The following is an 18,993-nucleotide window of genomic DNA, read 5'->3' as shown; positions in this document are numbered from 1 at the left end:
AGCCATTCTTTTGATGCGAGAAGACTTGCCAAAATACAGAGAACAGTTTGCCTCGCTGTCAATGCCCATGCATTTGCAAGGATAATGCTTCATTGCAAAACACTTAACATTTTAGAAGCATATGCGAAGGGCAATCTTTCACGAGAGGAATTTAACACCCTTATGGAAAATGCTAAATTATAAGGAAGGAACAATGCCAAAAGCCAAAGCAAAAACAAAAAATATATCCACCCCTTCACCTCATCATTATGTCTATCCTAAAACGACAACACTCAAAAATAAATATGGAATAAAAGACTTAAAATCCTTTCTGGAAAAATGCTCACATGATACGGCACAAGCAATGGGTGATCTGCGGAAAGAACCCCTCCCAGAATATTTTGATAGCGCCTATCTATGCCATATTCATAAACAGTTATTTCACAATACCTTTGAATGGGCTGGACATCCCCGCCATATCCCTTTCACATTTGCAGATGGCACCACAGCCGCCATGCCCGAAATGAAAAGAACGGGCTGGGAACATCCTTTTGCAATCGGTGATGAAGTCCAAGAAGGCTTACAAAGATTAGAGCAAACACTTGCAGAAAAAGATAATTTGCGAGGCTTAACGCGTGAAGAATTTAACACTGAAGCAATAGACTTATTTAATGCTCTCAACCAAATTCACCCATTCAGAGAAGGCAATGGACGCACACAGCGGGTATTTTTTGAAAATCTCTCTCTTGCAGCAGGACATCAGCTTGACTTTTCGCTTGTTACCAAAGAACGCATGATGCTCGCCAGTGTTGCAGTAGCAGAAAAAGGCGATCTAGAGCCTATGCAACATCTGTTTGAGGATATCTCCAATCCAGAAAAAATTGGGCTTTTACAAGAATTTATGGGCAATATGAAAGCTCTTGGACGCAATGTAAGTGATCGTCCTGTTATGGTTGCAAAAGAAGGTAAAACTTACACGGGCACCTATAGAGGTGCTGGTTTTAACAGCTTCGCCTTCAACGTAAAAGGTGCTTACATCATCGGCAATAAAGAGCATCTCACCCCAGAACAATTAAAAACATTACAACCTGGTGATAAATTTACCTTTACCGCTCCCAAAGGCAGAGATCTGGAGAACACCCTTATCCCTAAAGAAACATTAGCCCCTCTGACAAAAAGCGAAATGGTGGAATTAATTGCCGAAGACGCCTGTGTCCAGACAAGTCGCAAACAACTCAAACAGTTGTCGAAAACTGTTTATGGCAGCTCGAAAAAATGTGATGATAAAATGATTGCGATTATTAAAAATCCAAGTTGTGGTCAACATATCGCCAATCAGATTGAACAAGTACCGCATTCTGTTGCTCCACTTGCAGGTTTCAGTTTATGTGGTCTACAAAGTCATACACGCGCAAATGCTAAAAATCATGTTGAGCTACTCTGTGCTGCAATTATGAATTTTACCCATGCGGTACAACATGCTGAAAAAGAAATCACACAAGAGCATCAAAGAGAACAAAATCGCCGCGCAACAGCAGTAGAGAAGCCAAGTCAAAGCTTGCAAGATGTCCTCGCCTTGCCAAAAGAATTACAGCAAGAGGCTTTAGCGAGCAATCCTAGTCTTCAAAAAGAACTCAGCAATTTTACAAAAAGCGTCAATGCTCGTCTTTCCGCACAAGAGCATAGAGCAATCAAAAATGGTGATCATGAAGCACTCGCGCAAGCTCTTGGCACATCTGTCAATAAAGCACAAGAAATTACACAAACCGTTCAGAAAAGCAAAGAAGCATACCAGAACAACCAAGAACGTACGCTCTATTGTGCAAAAACACTGGCTATAGCGAGCTAAAGGCAATGACGTTTTGTCGCTTTATTGCAACAGCATACCAAGAGATGTTTCGACATTCTCTCAAAGCGTGAAAGAGGCAAACTGTTTAGAACCTTGTCACCGTAAAATATGGATGACACCAGATCTGGAGAAAACTGAGAGTCAGATACAAATGAAATATACAAAAACACAGATGGCGCTTATTTTAGCGCCAATTGCTTTAGGGATTTTAACAATATTCCTTATTCCTCATTTATTGACTTTTGCCACAAATGGGCTGGATAGCACGCAACTTTATTGGTATATTCGTTCAGAACCTTTATTAACACTGGTTATGGTTACCAGCATATCGCTGCTTTATAGTCTCTCCCAAAAACTGTATCTACGCAAAGCAATTACATTTGTCTCAACTGTCTTTTTTTGCATCACCGCTCTCTATCATATTGGCAGAGAGATACAACGCTTAAGTCCTTATGTTGGTCAACAAGGGATAACTTGGAGTTATGCCCTCAAGTTCATGGACCCCATGGTTGTCTTTGGTATCATCATCAGCTTCGCCCTTTTATCAGTGCAACTTATTACAGCCTCTCCATACAAGAACAAGGTCAAGCGTGCCAAAAAAGGCGTTTTCGGTGATGCTTCATGGATGAAGTTAACAGAGGCAGCTAAAATTTTTCCTGCCAACGGCCAAATTGTTGTTGGAGAGAGATACCGTGTTGATAAAGACAGTGTGTGTAATATTCCTTTTGCACCTGGCAATAAGATGACGTGGGGAAAAGGTGGAAAAGTTCCCCTCCTCACCTTTAATCTTGATTTTGGTTCAACCCATATGATTTTTTTTGCTGGTTCTGGTGGCTACAAAACAACCAGCACAGTGGTTCCAACCTGTTTGACCTATCCAGGCTCTATTGTTTGCCTTGACCCTTCCACCGAAGTTGCCCCAATGGTGAGATTTGCACGGAAAAAAATGGGCAATAGAAATGTTATTGTTCTTGATCCCAATTCCATTTTAACAAAAACCTTTAATGTCCTTGATTGGCTTTTAGACGACAGTGTCCCACGTCCACAACGTGAAGCCAATATTGTGGGTTTTTCCAAATTGCTTCTCTCGGATAAAAAATCAGATAATTCTTCGGCAGAATATTTCTCGACACAAGCGCATAATCTTTTAACAGCTCTTCTTGCACATGTCATATTTTCTGATGAATATGAGGACCATGAGCGTACCTTAAAAACATTGCGTGAGATATTGTCTCAATCAGAAACAGCTATTGTCAATCAATTACGCATGATTCAAGAAACGACACCTTCTCCTTTTATTCGTGAAATGGTTGGTATTTTCACGGAAATGGCAGAGCAAACCTTTTCAGGTGTCTACACAACAGCTTCAAAAGACACCCAATGGCTTTCTTTGTCCAATTATGCTGATCTTGTCTGTGGCAATGATTTTGCCTCCTCAGATATTACAAATGGCAATACAGACGTTTTTCTCAATCTCCCTGCCAGCATTTTGAACAGTTATCCAGCAATTGGACGAGTCATTATTGGTGCTTTTTTAAATGCCATGATTACAGCTGATGGAAACTATAAAAAACGTGTTTTATTTGTCTTAGACGAAGTCGATCTTCTTGGTTATATGAATATTTTAGAAGAGGCACGCGATCGTGGTCGTAAATATGGTACTTCGCTCATGCTCTTTTACCAATCCTCCGGTCAGTTGGTCAATCACTTTGGAGAATCAGGTGCACGCTCATGGTTTGAAAGTTGCTCCTTTGTCAGTTATGCCGCCATTAAAGACCTGCAAACAGCCAAAGATATTTCAGAGCGCTGTGGTCAAATGACCGTTGAGGTTGCAGGAACAAACAAATCGAGAGGCTTGTCTTTAGGACAGAGCTCTTACAACATTAATTATCAGCAGAGAGCGCTGATTTTACCCCACGAAATTATTCAAGAGATGCGTCAAGATGAACAAATCATTCTCATGCAAGGGCAACCCCCTTTACGATGTGGTCGTGCGATCTATTTTAGAAGAAAAGAAATGTTAGCAGCTGCTGAAAAAAACCGTTTTGCTCCAAAAGCAAAGAAATAATGAAAAATACCTCTTGATGAGGAATGATCATAAAAACAAGAGCAACACTCTCAAAGGATAAAGACATCTATTTTATTTAAAAAAGCCAATTTACAAGGAATCTCACATGCTCCAACAAGAAAAATATGGGGGAGAAAAATCTTTGAACATGGCTTTTATGCGCGTACTTCCCAACGCTATTGGTTTTTATAAAAAATGCCCGCAAAACCAAAACAATGCTAGCAATCATGACCAGCAATCCCATGCTCCAAAGCTCCATCAAGGGGCTTTGGCAAAAAAAACACCTCGACAAACTTGCCTTTGTCAGCCTGACCAACAGAAAAGAAAAAGACTCTCAAAAAACATTTCCCCAAATACACGAAAGCAACCTGCATTCACAACAACGCGAACCAGCTCTTCTCTCCCTCTCACAGAAAAAATTATAAAAACACCCCGACAAAGGAAGCAAACACTACCTTTCTGTAGGCCAGGAAATGATGCCAACTGCCCAATCTTTCACAAGAATACGCGAAAGGGAACTTTTTACATAAAAAGTTTAACACGCCCTCATCACCAACCCCTATCCTCTAAGGAGAAAATAGATGCTAGAGCAGAATTATCTGTATAAAAACACCAAAACCCTAAAAAATAAATATGGCATTAAAAACCCCAAAAAACTGTATGACCGTGTTGCCCGTGATGCAGCCAAAGAAGCGGAAAACTTTCGCTATGAACCAGCTCCTCCAAAACTTGACGCCGCTTACCTCAAAACAATTCACTGGAGCCTTTTCCATAAAAGTTTTGAGTGGGCAGGCCAGACACGTGATAAATCTTTTACCTTTGCAGATGGCTCTACAGCCCGTATGCCAGCCATGCGCCCCAAAGGCCATGAAGTTCCTTTTGCCGTAGGGGCGCAGATTCAAAAAGAATTGAGACAATTAGAGAAAATACTGCATACAAAGAACAATTTACAAGGCTTATCGCGCCAAGAGTTTGCTGCAAATGCGGCTCACGTTTATATGCTTCTCGACCACGCCCATCCTTTTAGAAAAGGCAATGGGCGTGTACAACGAATGTTTATGGAAAAACTTGGACAAGTTGCAGGTCATAACATTGATTTCTCTGTGATAACACATGAGCGCTTAACCCAAGCCAGTATTCAAGCCATGCAGCGTAGTAATCCAGAACCGATGCATCATCTCTTTGAAGATATGACCCATCCAAAAAAAGCACAGCTTTTAAAAGAGTTCATCTCCAACATGCGGAACGCTGGACTTGGAGAAATCAACAATCGTCTTGTTGTAGCAGCAAAAGAAGGTGAAATCTATAATGGCATCTATAGAGGTGCAGGAGCAGAAGGTTTTGTCATAGAGGTGGATGATGCTTTCGTTGTCGCGCCCAAAGATGATCTCACCCCAGAACAAGTAAAGACATTACAAAACGGCGCATCCATTTGCTTTGCAAAATCAAACGTAGAAAATTTAACAGAAACACTCATTCCCAAAGAAACATTAGCACCTCTCAGCAATGAAGAAGTATTCGCAAGAGTTACAAGCGATCCCTTCGTTGAAGCAAGCCAAAGAGACATCCAACGCTTATCAAAGCGCGTCTATGGCAACAAGAAAGTCCTCAGATCACAAATGGATTTGATCACTGCTGATCCAAGCTTGGGACAAGGATTTGCCGAGCAAATTTCTCAAGAACCGCAATCAGTCTCTAAGCTTGCAGGGATCAAAATATGTGGTCTGAAAAGTCCAAAACGCAGGCAAGCAGAAAATCATATTTTACAGCTGAGTGAAGCACTCAAAAATTATGGCACAGCCGCACAACAAAAAAAGGAGGAAATTCTAGAACAATATGAAAGAGAACAAAATCGCTTGAGCCAATCTGTTGCAAAACCAAGTAAAGACCTACAAGACCTTTTTGCTTTACCAGTAGAACAACAAAAAAATGCTTTGTCTCGTTCTCCTGCCCTACAACAACAACTCCACGGTTTTTCACGCCAATTACACAATCGTCTATCACCAGAAGATCGTCAAGCCATAGAGCAAAAAGATTATACAAGACTTGCTTGCCTGCTTGGCATATCGGAAAGCAAAGCAAAAGAAATTGCCAGCACCGTAAGCCTCACCAGAGAAGCACAATGTCAGGCGCGCAGCCTTAAAGTGAGCCGCTCCTCATCCCTAGCTCTCACCGGCTAAACAGCTCCCCTTTTTTCTCATCCCCTTATGCGCAGCATTCCCTCTTGAGAGCCTTCAGAATTGTTATAAAATGTTACAAAAAAAATTATCAGATAAGAGCAAGCAATTTTATGTAACTTATTGATAAAATTTCACAAAAAAACTGTATTAAAGACATAAATGTCGATTATCCTCATTCCTGAATAGCGCAAGTCTTTGGAGGTCATTTAAATGGATATTTTGCTTTGTATAAAGGAGCCAAAATATAAAGGCGGAGAATGCACCAAAAAGGTTTTCTCAAATATTGAAAGGAAACATGCATGAAAAAGAATCAAGCGTCCCCTTCTAACACTGTAGATCAACTAAGACAACAGTTTGAACAACAAAACCTACAAGAACAAGGAGCCACTAGCCCAGAACCCCTTTACGCACAAGTAAAAAAATCACCAAAACAGCAGCGCCCTCAAGGACCAGCAGAATCTGCCTATGCATCCCCAAGAGCACCAGAAAGAGCACAAGAAGCTGCTCCCCCATACCCAGAAGAAAGGATCTATGCACCCCAAAAGCCACTAGGCAATCCCTATGACAGACTGCCTGAGAATCCAAGTAATGGACAAAAGGCCACAAAACTAGTAGATCCCTATGCAATAGGTGATTTGAGCAAGCTAGGGAGTGATCCTGATTTTCAACAACGAAACAATCCCCTCTACGAGAGTGTTGGCGAGGGTGCAGGAGGTGGGCGAAAGCCTGAAGAAAATCTCTATGCAGAGCTCGACTGGAGTCCAAAGGGACGCTCTCCTACAAAACCCGTAGAGTCTGTTTATGCAACCGTTGGCGGAGGTGCACAGGGTGGGCGAAATCCTCAATCACCAGAACATCTCTATGCAGAGCTTGAGTTTGGTCCAAATGGTGGGCGCTCTCCTACAAAGCCGGTAGAGTCTGTCTATGCAACCGTTGGCGGGGGCGCAACAGGTGGACAAGCCCCTCAACAACAAGCCAATCCCCTCTATGAAGGCGTTGGCACAGGCAGAACAACACCCCCTCCAAGAACGCCGCAAGATCAAATTAGAACAAAGATGATGCAAAACCCAGAATTCCAATATACTTTATTGGAAGTCCAAGAACGATGCCAAGTTGTTTATGGTAATCGGCATGCTTTAAATGAACAACTTGCCGATATTCTCAATAATCCCCAAGGAGGAGACAAGATCCTATGGGGCTTGGCAGAAAATCCTGAAAGCGCTGGTAGACTCGCAGGAAAAGTAGTACTTGGCGTAAAAAGCCCAGCCCGCAAAGAGGCTGAAAATGAATTTGGCAACCTTTGTTCTACTCTTGAAAAACATATACAAACTGCACAAAAGCTACACGCAAATTTGACCCGTGAGCAAGAAAGAGAGCGTGGCCATTCGAGAGAGGCAAGTCCAGAAGGGCATGAACACGGTCATCATCGTCGCCATCATCGTCATCACTCACCAGAGAGGGGAGAACATTCTCCAGAGCAGCAGACGCGAGGCAGACAGAGTCCCGAACAGAGCAAAGGAGGAATGGCTTTTGCTATGTAAGCCTACATGATGTAACAACACATAAATTTTTGCCTTTTAGCGAATTTTTTGGCGCGGTTGCAAGCAAGCGATTGCGCCAAAAAATTGTTATGAAGTGTTACAAAAAATTGTCAAAAAAGAGCGCGTCATTTTATATAACTTATTGATAAAATTTCATAAAAAAACTGTATTAAAGACATAAATATCGATTAGCCTCATCCATGAATAGCGCATCTTCGGAAGCCATTACCATGTAAAATAAAGTACGGCATGCACTGAAGAAATTTTCTAAGGTATATTTAAAAGCCTAAAAGGAAATATTTCATGAAGAAAAAACCTTTCCCCTCGACCCCCGTAAGTGAATTAATAAGACACTTTGAAAACCTAGAAACTTCTAACCAAAGAACTTCTAACCAAAGAGTTTCTAATCCAGAACCTATCTATGCAAAGGTTAATAAACAACCAAAAGAGCCCCCCAAAAAACAAGAAGAAACTGTTTATGCACCCCAAAATCCAGCAGAAACTGCCCATGGTGCCGTTGGTGGTGAGGCACATGGGGGGAGATCTCCTCAAAGACTCGTATCCCCCTATATGGTAACGGATTTGCAGGATCTAGAAAGAGGGCAAGACTCTCAACAATGGGAAAATCCCCTCTACGAACCTATGGGCGCAGTAGGTGGACAATCTCCCCAAGATCCAGAAACACATCTCTATGAGGAAATTGGTGAGGAAGCACAGAGAGAGAGAGCTAGCCAAGACCCTATAGACCCCTATACAATAACTTATCAACAGGATCTAGGAGAGAGCCAAGACTCTCAACAATGGGAAAATCCCCTCTACGAACCTATGGGTGCAGTAGGCGGACAATCCCCCCAAGGATCAAAAACATATATCCATGAAGCAACGAGCGAGGGAGCTCATGAGAGGAGAACTCCCTCAGACCCCCTAGATCCCTATGCAGTAACTTATCAACAGGATCTAGGAGAGAGCCAAGACTCTCAACAATGGGAAAATCCCCTCTACGAACCTATGGGCGCAGTAGGTGGACAATCTCCCCAAGATCCAGAAACACATCTCTATGAGGAAATTGGCGAGGAAGCACAGAGAAGACGCTCCTCACGACCACCAGAAGAAACCGTCTATGCACCCCAAATCCCACCAGAAACTGCCCCAGGACTCGTACCCCCCTATAGAGTAAGTAATCCCCTAGGAAGAGATCCAAACTTTCAACCGCAAAATAGTTCACTCGAACAAGCTATGGGTGAAGGTGCAGTAGGTGGACACGACCCTCAACGCCTAGATAATCCCCTCTATGAGGGTGCTGGCACAGACAGGCCCCCCCTCCCTCCAAGAACACCTCAAGATCAGATTAAGATAAAAATGGCAGAAGACCAAGACTTACAACATGGTGTGTTGAAAATCCAAAAACTGTGCCAAACTGTTTATGGTAACAAATTTGCTTTGGGTGAACACCTCTCTAAGGTTCTTAACGATCCTGAAAATGCAGAGGAAGCCCTATGGGAGCTTTTAGAAAACCCCAAAGGACCTGGTAGACTTGCGGGTCAAAAATTCCTTGGCATAAAAAGCCCAGATCGCAAAGAAGCTGAAAAAGCCTTTGGCTCTCTTTGTGAGGCTCTTGAAGAACATATAGTCAAAGCACAAAAACTACACAAGAATTTGACCCGTGAGCAGGAAAGAGGGCGTAGATATGAGCGAGGAGAACATCAAGAAGAGCAAGAACACAGTCATCGCCATCATCATCGCCGTCGTCATCATGATCACTCACAAGAAAGAGGACAAGAGTCTCCAGAGCGGCAGAGGCGAGGCAGACAGAGTCCCGAACATAGCAAAGAAGGAATGGCTTTTGCTATGTAAGCGTACCGTTATGTAACAACACATAAATTTTTTCCTTTTAACGAATTTTTGGGTATGATTGCAATTAAGCAATTGCACCAAAAAATTGTTATGAAATGTTACAAAAAAAATTGTCAAAAAAGAGCAGGCAATTTTATATAACTTATTGATAAAATTTCACAAAAAAACTGTATTAAAGACATAAATGTCGATTATAAAGAGAGCGAATAGCGCAAGTCTTTGGAGGCTATTCCCATTGATCTCTTCTTTTGTATAAAAACTATAAAAATAAAGGGGAAGAATGCACCAAAGAGGTTTTCTCGAAATATGAAAAGGAAACATGCATGAAGAAACATCAATCCTCCCTCTCTCCCTCAGTAAAAGAACTCATAGCACTTTATGAAAAAGCAGCCGCAGAAGTAGCAAACCAACCTCTCCCCTCCACACCATCTGCCCAACAGCGCCAAGAATCGTCTTCTTCCTCGAAAGCAAAAGGGCAAAAACAATCAAGCCCGACAACTCCAGATGATGTGATATATGCAACGGTGACGACAAGATCCACAGCCACACTGAGTAGATATGCCGAAAGAGTGCCAAGTCAAACTATATACACGGCCGTTGCTCCACAAAGCGGACTTTCTCCTATAGCAGAAGAAAACGAGCAAACACAACCCGTTGCAAGAGAAGAACAAACACCCGCTGCAACAGCAGCTTCGCCAAGAACAAGACTGGCCCTCTCTGAAGCGCAAATTACGGCACTCCTGAAAAACAGCCGATTGGTACGCGAGTATGAAGAAGAAATTCAAACTTTTTGCCAAAAAGTATATGGCAATTCAGATGCTTTGCGAAAACAATTAGAGCAGATTCAAAAAAATCCTTCTACTGGAGAGGACTTATCCACGCACATGAAAGAAGATCCTGAAAGGATTCATAAATTTGCCGGCAAAAAAATGCTTGGCATAAAAAGTAGTGCACGCAGACACGCAAATAACAATTTACCCACCCTTTGTGGCTTGGTCGATTCTTACGTAGCAGCTGTAAAAACTGTAAGAGAAGATTTGTCTATGACCCCAGAAGCAGTGCTTCCATACTATGAAGAGATAATGGGCAAGGAAGCTGTAAACAGAATCTTGCAAAATCCCCATTCTTCTGAAAGATCCTCCGCCTCTCTATCAAATGATGATATTTCTGAGAGAACACAACAACACCCCATGGTCAAAAAGCACCATGCACAAATCAACTATTGGTGTAACGTTGTTTTTGGCAACTCTGATCTTTTCAAACAACAAACTGAAGCAATTTTTGAAAATCCCACTCTGGTAGAAGAGCTCACATGGTCAATTGCGGAATCTCCCCAGTCTTTTGGTCGCTATGCCGGTGTTGGCGTCGGTAACTTAAAAAACAGAGCACGAAGACATGCTGAAGCAGGTCTTCCACACTTAATAAGCGCCATGGGAAATTATGCAAATACTGTACAAAGCGTACGGGAGGGGCTTACACAAAGCCAGCAACAGCAAACAGCACAACAACAACATGAACAGACTGCTCAGACGTCTCAAACCTTGCAGAGACAACAAGAATTTTCACGCTCTCCTCAATTATCACGCTCTGCTAAACCGCCTGAAAGCTTAGCAGCAACATCACATCAGGAAACTGCTGGACCTTCTCGGCATACACAAGAACCAGCCCAAGATGTGAGACCACGTAGAACAACATCATCCAAAGGGATGGCGCTTGCCAGTTAACGATGCATCCCTGTGGACTTTTCATTTTGGTTCTTGGTGCAATCTTGACAAAGGGTTCGTACCAAAAGGGGTGTGGTTTTATCAAAACACTCCCCATCATCACCCTCAATGATTGAAACGACAATATCAATCATCAACCCATAAACAACGCAAAGCTAAAATCATTCAATTGGGCACCAAAACGAAAGGTGAAGAATGCACTAAGAAGATTTGCAAAACAAATAGTGAAACAGCTTGAAAGGAAGCTTGTATGAAAAAACAAAAACTCTCCCCTTCTATAGCACACTTGGTAGCAGCATTTGAAAAAAATAATGAACAATCTATAGCAACGCCTCCTGCCCAAAATACGCAAAAACCATCCCAAACCAAACGTCCAGAACACCTCTCTCATACAAGAGAGACAACACCTCACACCCCTCAGACAAGCGAGGAGTTACAAAGCCAAACAACACAGGGAAGGACTCCGCCACAAAGACCACCGCGTGCAAGAGACAAAGAGCTACTCACAAAACAAAAACAAGAAGATGAAGGAGTATACGCAACACCCGCACCACCAAAGCCCCCACGCACAAGAGTTGATTCTGTTAAGCAGCACCAACAAGAGGAATCCCCTTATGCAACCCCTACCCCAAAAGCAGCACCACGGGCGCAAAATCCCACAACAACACAAGGTGATGACCCCATATACGCCACACCCGCACCACAAAAGCCCCCACGCACAAGAGGTGGTTCTGTTAAGCAACAACAACAAGGGGAATCCCCTTATGCAACCCCTACCCCAAAAGCAGCACCACGGGCGCAAAATCCCACACAAGCACAAGACAATGAACCCATATACGCAGAGCTTGAGATAAAGACACCACCTTCCACCAGCAATAGACAAAGACGGGGTGCAATCACTGAACAAGAGCACCCCATATATGCAACAGTTGCGTCATCAGGAATGACCGTCTCTCTCTCAAAAGAGGAAATGAGCTTAAAAATTAAAAACAGTCCATTGATCCAAGCCTGTAAAGATCAAATCCAAGCTTTATCTGAAACCGTTTATGGCAACCCCAATATTTTTCAGGAAAAACTTGAGGAAATTGAAAAAAATCCTATTCTTGGGGAAAGTCTTTCATGGCAAGTTGCAGCCAATCCTAAACTGGTTGGAAATTTTGCCGGAAAAAAAGTTCTTGGTGTAAAAAATCAAGCACGCAAAGAGGCTGAAGAGAATATTACCCCCTTGTGTCTTGCCCTTGAAAATTATGCTGAGACTGTAAAGCAGGTAAGAGGAAATATTTTGCAAGGCCATAGAGCAGAACAAACACTCCGTAGATCGTCAATGGACCTCAGGCAAATGGCTGAAGATCTACAAAAGCCGCGTAAAGCTGAACAAAAAATGGGCCCCCTTTCGCAAAAGGAAATGGCACGCAGAGTTCAAAGCAGCTCAATGGTTCAATATTGTCACGCAGAAATCATCTATTGGTGCACCGTTGCTTATGGCGACGCGAATATTTTACAGTATAGACTTGAAGAAATTCAAAAAGTTCCCGAAATGGCAGAAAATCTTGCATGGCAAGTGACAGAACACCCTGATACATTTGGTAAACTTGCTGGTCGCAGCCTCTATAGTCTAAAGAGTGAAGCACGCAAACAGGCTGAAAGTGCTCTTCCACGTCTGGGTGAAGCCATAGAAGGTTATGCAGAGGCAATAAAACAGGCAAAAGAAAACATTTCACAAAGCCAAGAGGCAAAACAACAACGCCATGCACAGCCTCCACAGCAAGAGCAAAGCAGGCAACAACAGCAGAGCCTCTCAGAAGCTCCTCAACTGCCTAAACGCCCATCAACACACCGGCATCAAGCAAGGGTTGAATCTTCTATGCAAACAGAACAGAGCCCACAAACTGTTCAACCACGCACAACGCTAGCACCCGAACAACAAAGACAAGAGAGTGCGCCGTCTTCTTCTCCAACACAAACAAAACGCCGTGCACCGCTTCCACCACAAGAGCAAAGCGCGCAAAGGCAGCAGAGCCTATCAGAATCTCCTGAAGTGCCTAAACGCTCATCAACGCACCAGCATCAAGGAGTTTCTAGAACCTCTATGCAAACAGAACAGAGCCCACAAGCAGTTCGATCACGCACAACGCTAGCACCCGAACAACAAAGACAAGAGAGTGCGCTGTCTTCTTCTCCAACGCGGACAAAACGTCATGCACCGCCTCCCCCACAAGAGCAAAGCGCGCAAAGGCAGCAGAGCCTTTCAGAATCTCCTGAAGTGCCTAAACGCTCATCAACGCAACAGCATCAAGCAGCTGCTGCATCCCCCTCGCAAGCGCACTGGGAAAAGCTAGGCGCGAAGCCACGAACAACGCGCCTCCCCGAACAACAAAGACAAGAGGGGGCGCCGTCTTCTTCTCCAACACAAACAAAACGCCGTGCACCGCTTCCACCACAAGAGCAAAGCCCGCAAAGGCAGCAGAGCCTCTCAGAATCTCCTGAAATACCTAAACGCTCATCAACGCACCAGCATCAAGGAATTTCTGGAACCTCTATGCAAACAGAACAAAGCCCACAAGCAGTTCGACCACGCATGGTGAGAGCACCGCAAACGAAATCCCCATCCTCTCTCTCGCTTAAGGAAATCGCAGCAAAAGTTCAAAGTGATCTCTCTGTTCAACGTGCTCTCATAGAAGTCTACAATCATTCTAACATTGTTTACGGTAACCCATTTGTTTTTAAATATCAGGCTGAAGATATTCAAAAAATTCCTGTTCTAGGCGAAGAGCTCTCATGGCAAGTGGCAAACTATCCTAAAATATTTGCTTCCCTTTCTGGAAGGCAAATGCTTGGTATAAAAAACGATGCACGCAAACATGCTGAAGAGGCTATTCCTTCTCTATGCTCTGCTATTGATCATTATACAGAAACTATAAAAAAAGTACGAAAAGAGATTGTAAAGACGCATGAGGAGCAACAAAAACTCCAAGGACAATCTTCGCAGCAAGAGCAAAGCATGCAAAAACAGCAAAGCCTCTCAGAATCTCCTCAAACACCTGAACGCTCAGCAAGGGACAGGCATCAAGAGGCTTCTGAAAAATCTATGCAAGCAGAAAAAAGTCTTCAAGCCGCTCGATCTCGGAAAACGGAATCCTCAAAAGCCATGGCTTTAAGCGGCTAAACTTCATAATCTTTTGTTTTGAATCTCATTTCTTGGTGCAATCTTTGTAAAAGGATTGCGCCAAAAAATATTGTAGAATAACATGGCAAAGAGCACTCAAAATATCCCCCCTCATTTACTTTTCACGGACAAAGAAAATTTCCCAATAATATTGCATAACACAAACATTGCACCGGCAACTCTCAGAAATAAACAAATTTCTTTTATCCAGAGAGCAAGGTGCTCAACAATCAATATTGCATAACCAACCCAGAAATATGAAAAAACAATGTTCTCATGATAGAGAACAAGCAAAAGAACGGCAGTAAAATGTTCCACGGTGTAAAGCCAAGTGCGTAAAAACATAAGATTAAATGTTTGAGCTCTATCTCAAGCAAGCTCACAGTCATGCCTCTTTCCTCCATCAATTACCTGCTATAGAGAGGAGAAAATGTAAACGAACATAGCTTTATAGAAATGTAGAAAATGCATATTTAAAAGAGGAAGGATGAAAAATACTCAACAAATGAGAGGCAATCTGTTTATGCACAGATAAAAACTTTTAAGTATCTTAAAGCAGTAAGACAAATGCCATTGAGTTGCATATTCATGCGCTTGCTTTAATTCTTAAAATCCACAACCCTCTTTCGTAAGCGTCATGCGTGAATGGTATAACGATAAACCTTGAGCACCACTCTCTTTACGCTTGTGAAAAAGCAAGCCGACACCATCATTTATCTTTGCCAGCTCCCAATATTACACGATAAAGCTGCTTTAAGACAGTTCATAAGAGGTATTTTTACCCCTTGTACAGTTTTTACTCACACGCCAACCCCACTTGTAATGTGCAAGCGAATGCTCTTGATTGATTGAACATAAGGAAGATGTGCAATGAGAGAACCCCATATTCGGTGCTCTCTCTCATTCAATATACAAAACAACAAATGATCGTTATAAATCAATATAATATAAAAAGCATTGTTTAACGATTCCAAACAGTCTACGAAGCTTTCTCTTTTATAAAAACATTGAATGATCATAATGATATGCAAATCAATATGATAGCATAACGTACAATAAAGAAACCACATACTGCTCAAGTAAAAAATTCCATTGGTTTCCCATTCTTTCACGCTTTCTTCCACGTATTATATGACTCATATTTTTTACATTAAGGAAAAAGAAACTTTGTTTTTTTATCTAGAGAATGGAAATGTCACCATGACAAAGACAGCCCAAAGAATATCAATGCACTCTTATTGACAGAAGGATAAATACCGCCGTAAAACGTCTTAAGAAATGTATTATTTTATTAACATACTGATCAGATTTTTATGATCTAACAGAGTTTTTATTTAACACCTCTTTTTCATGACAGTCCTAATGTGTTTTTATGATCCTATTTAAAAAATTTGCCACTGTTGCTTCTGGCACCCTGATGAGCCGTATTTTTGGCTTTATACGCGAAATGCTGATGGCTGCGGCGTTGGGAACGGGTCCTGTTTCCGATGCATTCAATGCGGCTTTTCGTTTTCCCAATACATTTCGTCGTTTTTTTGCTGAAGGTGCCTTTAATGCAGCTTTTGTTCCTCTTTTTGCAAAAAAAATTACCGAAGATGGTCAAGAGAGCGCATGCAAATTTGCCGAAGAAGTCTTTGGTGTTCTCTTTACACTACTGTTACTTTTAACCATTGCCATGGAATTAAGCATGCCATTTTTGGTAAGAACAATTATTGCACCAGGTTTTGCCGAAGATAGCACGAAATTTAACGCCACCATTCATTTTACCGCCATCATGTTTCCCTATCTCACATGCATGTCTTTGGCAGCCATGATGGGCGGCATGCTCAATGCCTTGCGACGCTATTTTATTGCAGCCATTGCCCCTCTTTTTCTCAATCTTATTTTAATAAGCGTGCTTGCCTATGCTTGGATTTATCAGCTTGACGCTTGGCATATTGGCTTAAATCTTTCTTGGGGTGTTTTAGCAGCAGGTATTCTCCAGCTCGCCTTAATTGCTGTTGCTTTGCGTCAAAGTGGCATGAAAATTTTTCTCCGCCGCCCTCATTTTAGTCCCAATGTGCGAAAACTTTTAACTCTAGCACTCCCTGCTGCCATCACGGGGGGCATTACACAGATCAATCTGCTCATCAATACCAATATTGCTTCCAGTCAATCGGGTGCAGTATCCTCTTTAATGTATGCGGATCGTCTTTATCAATTGCCCCTAGGTGTGATAGCAATTGCCATTGCCACTGTTCTTTTACCAGAATTAACCAAGGCTCTACGCAGCAAAAAACACCAAGAAACGCACGATTTACAAAATCGCTCTATTGAATTAACCCTATTGTTAACACTCCCTGCCACCATTGCCTTTCTCCTGCTCTCCACTCCCATTGTCAGTTTGCTTTTTGAACGTGGACAATTTACCAGTGAATCCACCCAGCGTGTTGCACAATTGCTTGAACTTTACGGACTAGGACTCCCAGCTTTTGTCCTCATTAAAGTGTTTATCCCTAATTTCTTTGCACATGAAGATACCAAAACACCGATGATTTTCACCGGCGTTAGTGTTTTCATCAATATCAATCTTGCCTTAATATTATTCCCTTTCCTTTCCGCACGCGGCATTGTTATTGCCGAAATTACCTCTGGATGGGTGAACACCCTGTTGCTTTGTTGCGTGCTTATCGAACGCGGTTATTGGAAATATGATGCACAATTGATAAAACGCATTGTTTGTCTGATGATTATCACTCTTTTGAGTGCTGGAGTTCTTTATTATCTTATCGATATACTTGGTTTTTTATCTTACCCTTTATCCTCACAAGCGTCTTTTTTCTTGCGTGCCAGCACTTTGATCGGGATCATGCTTGTTCTATTCGTGGTCTATGTAAGTGCCTATTTTTTACTGGACACACGTTCCTTTTTTCTCACCCTCAAAAATTTCAAAAAACGCCTATGATCTTTTAACTTGCTTTGAGAAAAATGCTTTGTCACAAACCATAAAACGAATAACTTTACTGAAGAGAAAGAACTCTCCTATGGATATTTTCACACCGCTTGTCTTTTCCGGCGTACAACCGAGTGGTCACCTCCATCTTGGCAATTATCTTGGTGCCATCAAACATTGGGTTGAACTACAGACATCCTATCATTGCCTGTATTGCGTTGTGGATATGCATGCACTCACCGTCAATCCAGATCCACAAAGCCTAATTGAATCAACCAGAGCCGTCACAGCAGCGTTTTTAGCTGCCGGGATTGATCCTCAAAAACACATTATTTTCAACCAATCTCGGGTTTTTCAACATGCTGAACTTGCTTGGATTTTCAATTGCATTGCCCGCATTGGTTGGATGCAGCGCATGACACAATTTAAAGATAAAGCAGGAAAAGATCGTGAAAAAGCATCTCTTGGGCTTTTTGCTTATCCAAGTCTCATGGCAGCCGATATTTTACTCTACCGTGCCACGCATGTTCCGGTAGGAGAGGATCAAAAGCAGCATGTTGAACTCACACGCGATATTGCACAAAAATTCAATAACGACTATGCTCAACGCATTGCAGAGTTGAATTTTGCTGTTTCAATACAAATAGGTGATGAAAAAAAACACGTTTTCTTCCCAATACCAGAAGCCCTCATAGGGGAAACGGCCATGCGCGTTATGTCGTTGCGCGATGGAACAAAGAAGATGTCAAAATCAGATCCTTCAGACTTTTCGCGCATTAATTTAACGGATGATGCTGATCTTATTGCCAAAAAGATACGCAAAGCAAAAACGGATTCTGCCCCTCTTCCTGACAGCCTTGCCGAGCTAGAAGGACGACCAGAAATTGATAATTTGCTTGGTATTTATGCAGCCTTTGCCCAAGTCAGCAAAGAAAAGGTTCTTAAAGAGTTTTCGGGACAACAATTTTCGCTTTTTAAAACAGCCTTAGCTGACCTTGCTGTCGATAAGCTTGCCCCCATAACAGCGGAACTGCGTCGTTTGCATCAAGACAGCACTTATATTGACTCTGTTTTGCACGATGGCGCACAACGTGCCAGTGTTCTGGCAGAAAAAAATATGAAAAAAGTCCGTGAAATTGTTGGATTTTTGCATGATACTTAAAAGAAATAAAAGAGAGAGAAAAGCATGGTTTCTAAGCAAAAAGATCGTAAAAGAGATCATAAGAAGAAAATTCTGGTCATTATCGATGAAACTCCAGAATGTCGACGTGCTGTTGCTTTTGCCGCACACCATGCCAAAAACACCAAGAAAACATTGGTATTACTTTGTGTTGTTGACACTGTAGACTTTCAACATTTTCTGGGTGTCAATGATGTTATGCGAACGGAATCGACAGAAAATGCCCATAAAATGTTGGGTGAAATTGCCAATGATATACGCACGACCCACGCACTTGAAACAGAAATCATGATGCGTGAGGGTAAGAAAATCGATGAGATTGCCCAATTGATCGATGAGGATAAAGAAATCGCCCTTATAGTTTTAGCAGCCAGTGGACACACAGAGGGACCAGGACCACTTATCCAATTAATTGGTAACCGAGGGACAGCATTTTCTATTCCCGTCACCATTATTCCAAGCAATCTTGCTGATGAAGATATTGAATCGATTGCCTAAAAAGACTATTTGGATAGAGTAA

The 18,993-nt window shown here is 42.2% G+C and carries 10 protein-coding genes; all 10 read left to right on the top strand.

The window, feature by feature from the left end; translation table 11 throughout:
• Positions 1 to 193 precede the first annotated feature (193 nt).
• The 10 genes from PVV64_RS06255 (at position 194) to PVV64_RS06210 (ending at position 18,971) form a co-directional block, all read left to right on the top strand.
• The gene (locus tag PVV64_RS06255; protein ID WP_273760268.1) at positions 194 to 1,828 is read left to right on the top strand and encodes a BID domain-containing T4SS effector; all 1,635 of its coding nucleotides are present in this window, start codon (positions 194 to 196) and stop codon (positions 1,826 to 1,828) included.
• 151 nt (positions 1,829 to 1,979) lie between these two features.
• On the top strand, positions 1,980 to 3,896 hold the full coding sequence (traG, locus tag PVV64_RS06250) for a Ti-type conjugative transfer system protein TraG (RefSeq protein WP_273760267.1): 1,917 nt from the start codon (positions 1,980 to 1,982) through the stop codon (positions 3,894 to 3,896).
• Positions 3,897 to 4,477: 581 nt separating this feature from the next.
• Positions 4,478 to 6,076, top strand: a complete 1,599-nt coding sequence (locus PVV64_RS06245) for a BID domain-containing T4SS effector (RefSeq protein ID WP_273760266.1) — start codon at positions 4,478 to 4,480, stop codon at positions 6,074 to 6,076.
• Between the two features lie 299 nt (positions 6,077 to 6,375).
• Positions 6,376 to 7,617 (top strand): BID domain-containing T4SS effector, encoded by a 1,242-nt coding sequence (locus PVV64_RS06240; RefSeq protein WP_273760265.1) that lies wholly within the window; start codon positions 6,376 to 6,378, stop codon positions 7,615 to 7,617.
• Between the two features lie 303 nt (positions 7,618 to 7,920).
• A complete protein-coding gene (locus PVV64_RS06235; protein ID WP_273760264.1) occupies positions 7,921 to 9,471 on the top strand; it encodes a BID domain-containing T4SS effector in 1,551 nt (516 codons plus the stop codon).
• 323 nt (positions 9,472 to 9,794) lie between these two features.
• Positions 9,795 to 11,195, top strand: coding sequence for a BID domain-containing T4SS effector (locus tag PVV64_RS06230; protein WP_273760263.1), 1,401 nt, complete (start codon positions 9,795 to 9,797; stop codon positions 11,193 to 11,195).
• 250 nt (positions 11,196 to 11,445) lie between these two features.
• Positions 11,446 to 14,361, top strand: coding sequence for a BID domain-containing T4SS effector (locus PVV64_RS06225; protein WP_273760262.1), 2,916 nt, complete (start codon positions 11,446 to 11,448; stop codon positions 14,359 to 14,361).
• Between the two features lie 1,372 nt (positions 14,362 to 15,733).
• Positions 15,734 to 17,305, top strand: a complete 1,572-nt coding sequence (gene murJ, locus PVV64_RS06220) for a murein biosynthesis integral membrane protein MurJ (protein ID WP_273760260.1) — start codon at positions 15,734 to 15,736, stop codon at positions 17,303 to 17,305.
• Positions 17,306 to 17,384: 79 nt separating this feature from the next.
• Positions 17,385 to 18,455 (top strand): tryptophan--tRNA ligase, encoded by a 1,071-nt coding sequence (trpS, locus tag PVV64_RS06215; RefSeq protein ID WP_273760259.1) that lies wholly within the window; start codon positions 17,385 to 17,387, stop codon positions 18,453 to 18,455.
• A gap of 24 nt (positions 18,456 to 18,479) precedes the next feature.
• On the top strand, positions 18,480 to 18,971 hold the full coding sequence (locus PVV64_RS06210) for a universal stress protein (RefSeq protein WP_273760258.1): 492 nt from the start codon (positions 18,480 to 18,482) through the stop codon (positions 18,969 to 18,971).
• Positions 18,972 to 18,993 lie beyond the last annotated feature (22 nt).

The organism is Bartonella sp. ML70XJBT.G (assembly GCF_028618575.1).
Taxonomy (GTDB): Bacteria; Pseudomonadota; Alphaproteobacteria; order Rhizobiales; family Rhizobiaceae; genus Bartonella.
Note: the sequence above shows the minus strand (reverse complement) of the source record. Positions and strands in the feature narration are given on the sequence as shown.

Coding starts and splice junctions, on each gene's coding strand:
- PVV64_RS06255 (WP_273760268.1), top strand. CDS start 194: ATGCCAAAAGCCAAAGCAAAAACAAAAAATATATCCACCCCTTCACCT.
- traG (WP_273760267.1), top strand. CDS start 1,980: ATGAAATATACAAAAACACAGATGGCGCTTATTTTAGCGCCAATTGCT.
- PVV64_RS06245 (WP_273760266.1), top strand. CDS start 4,478: ATGCTAGAGCAGAATTATCTGTATAAAAACACCAAAACCCTAAAAAAT.
- PVV64_RS06240 (WP_273760265.1), top strand. CDS start 6,376: ATGAAAAAGAATCAAGCGTCCCCTTCTAACACTGTAGATCAACTAAGA.
- PVV64_RS06235 (WP_273760264.1), top strand. CDS start 7,921: ATGAAGAAAAAACCTTTCCCCTCGACCCCCGTAAGTGAATTAATAAGA.
- PVV64_RS06230 (WP_273760263.1), top strand. CDS start 9,795: ATGAAGAAACATCAATCCTCCCTCTCTCCCTCAGTAAAAGAACTCATA.
- PVV64_RS06225 (WP_273760262.1), top strand. CDS start 11,446: ATGAAAAAACAAAAACTCTCCCCTTCTATAGCACACTTGGTAGCAGCA.
- murJ (WP_273760260.1), top strand. CDS start 15,734: ATGATCCTATTTAAAAAATTTGCCACTGTTGCTTCTGGCACCCTGATG.
- trpS (WP_273760259.1), top strand. CDS start 17,385: ATGGATATTTTCACACCGCTTGTCTTTTCCGGCGTACAACCGAGTGGT.
- PVV64_RS06210 (WP_273760258.1), top strand. CDS start 18,480: ATGGTTTCTAAGCAAAAAGATCGTAAAAGAGATCATAAGAAGAAAATT.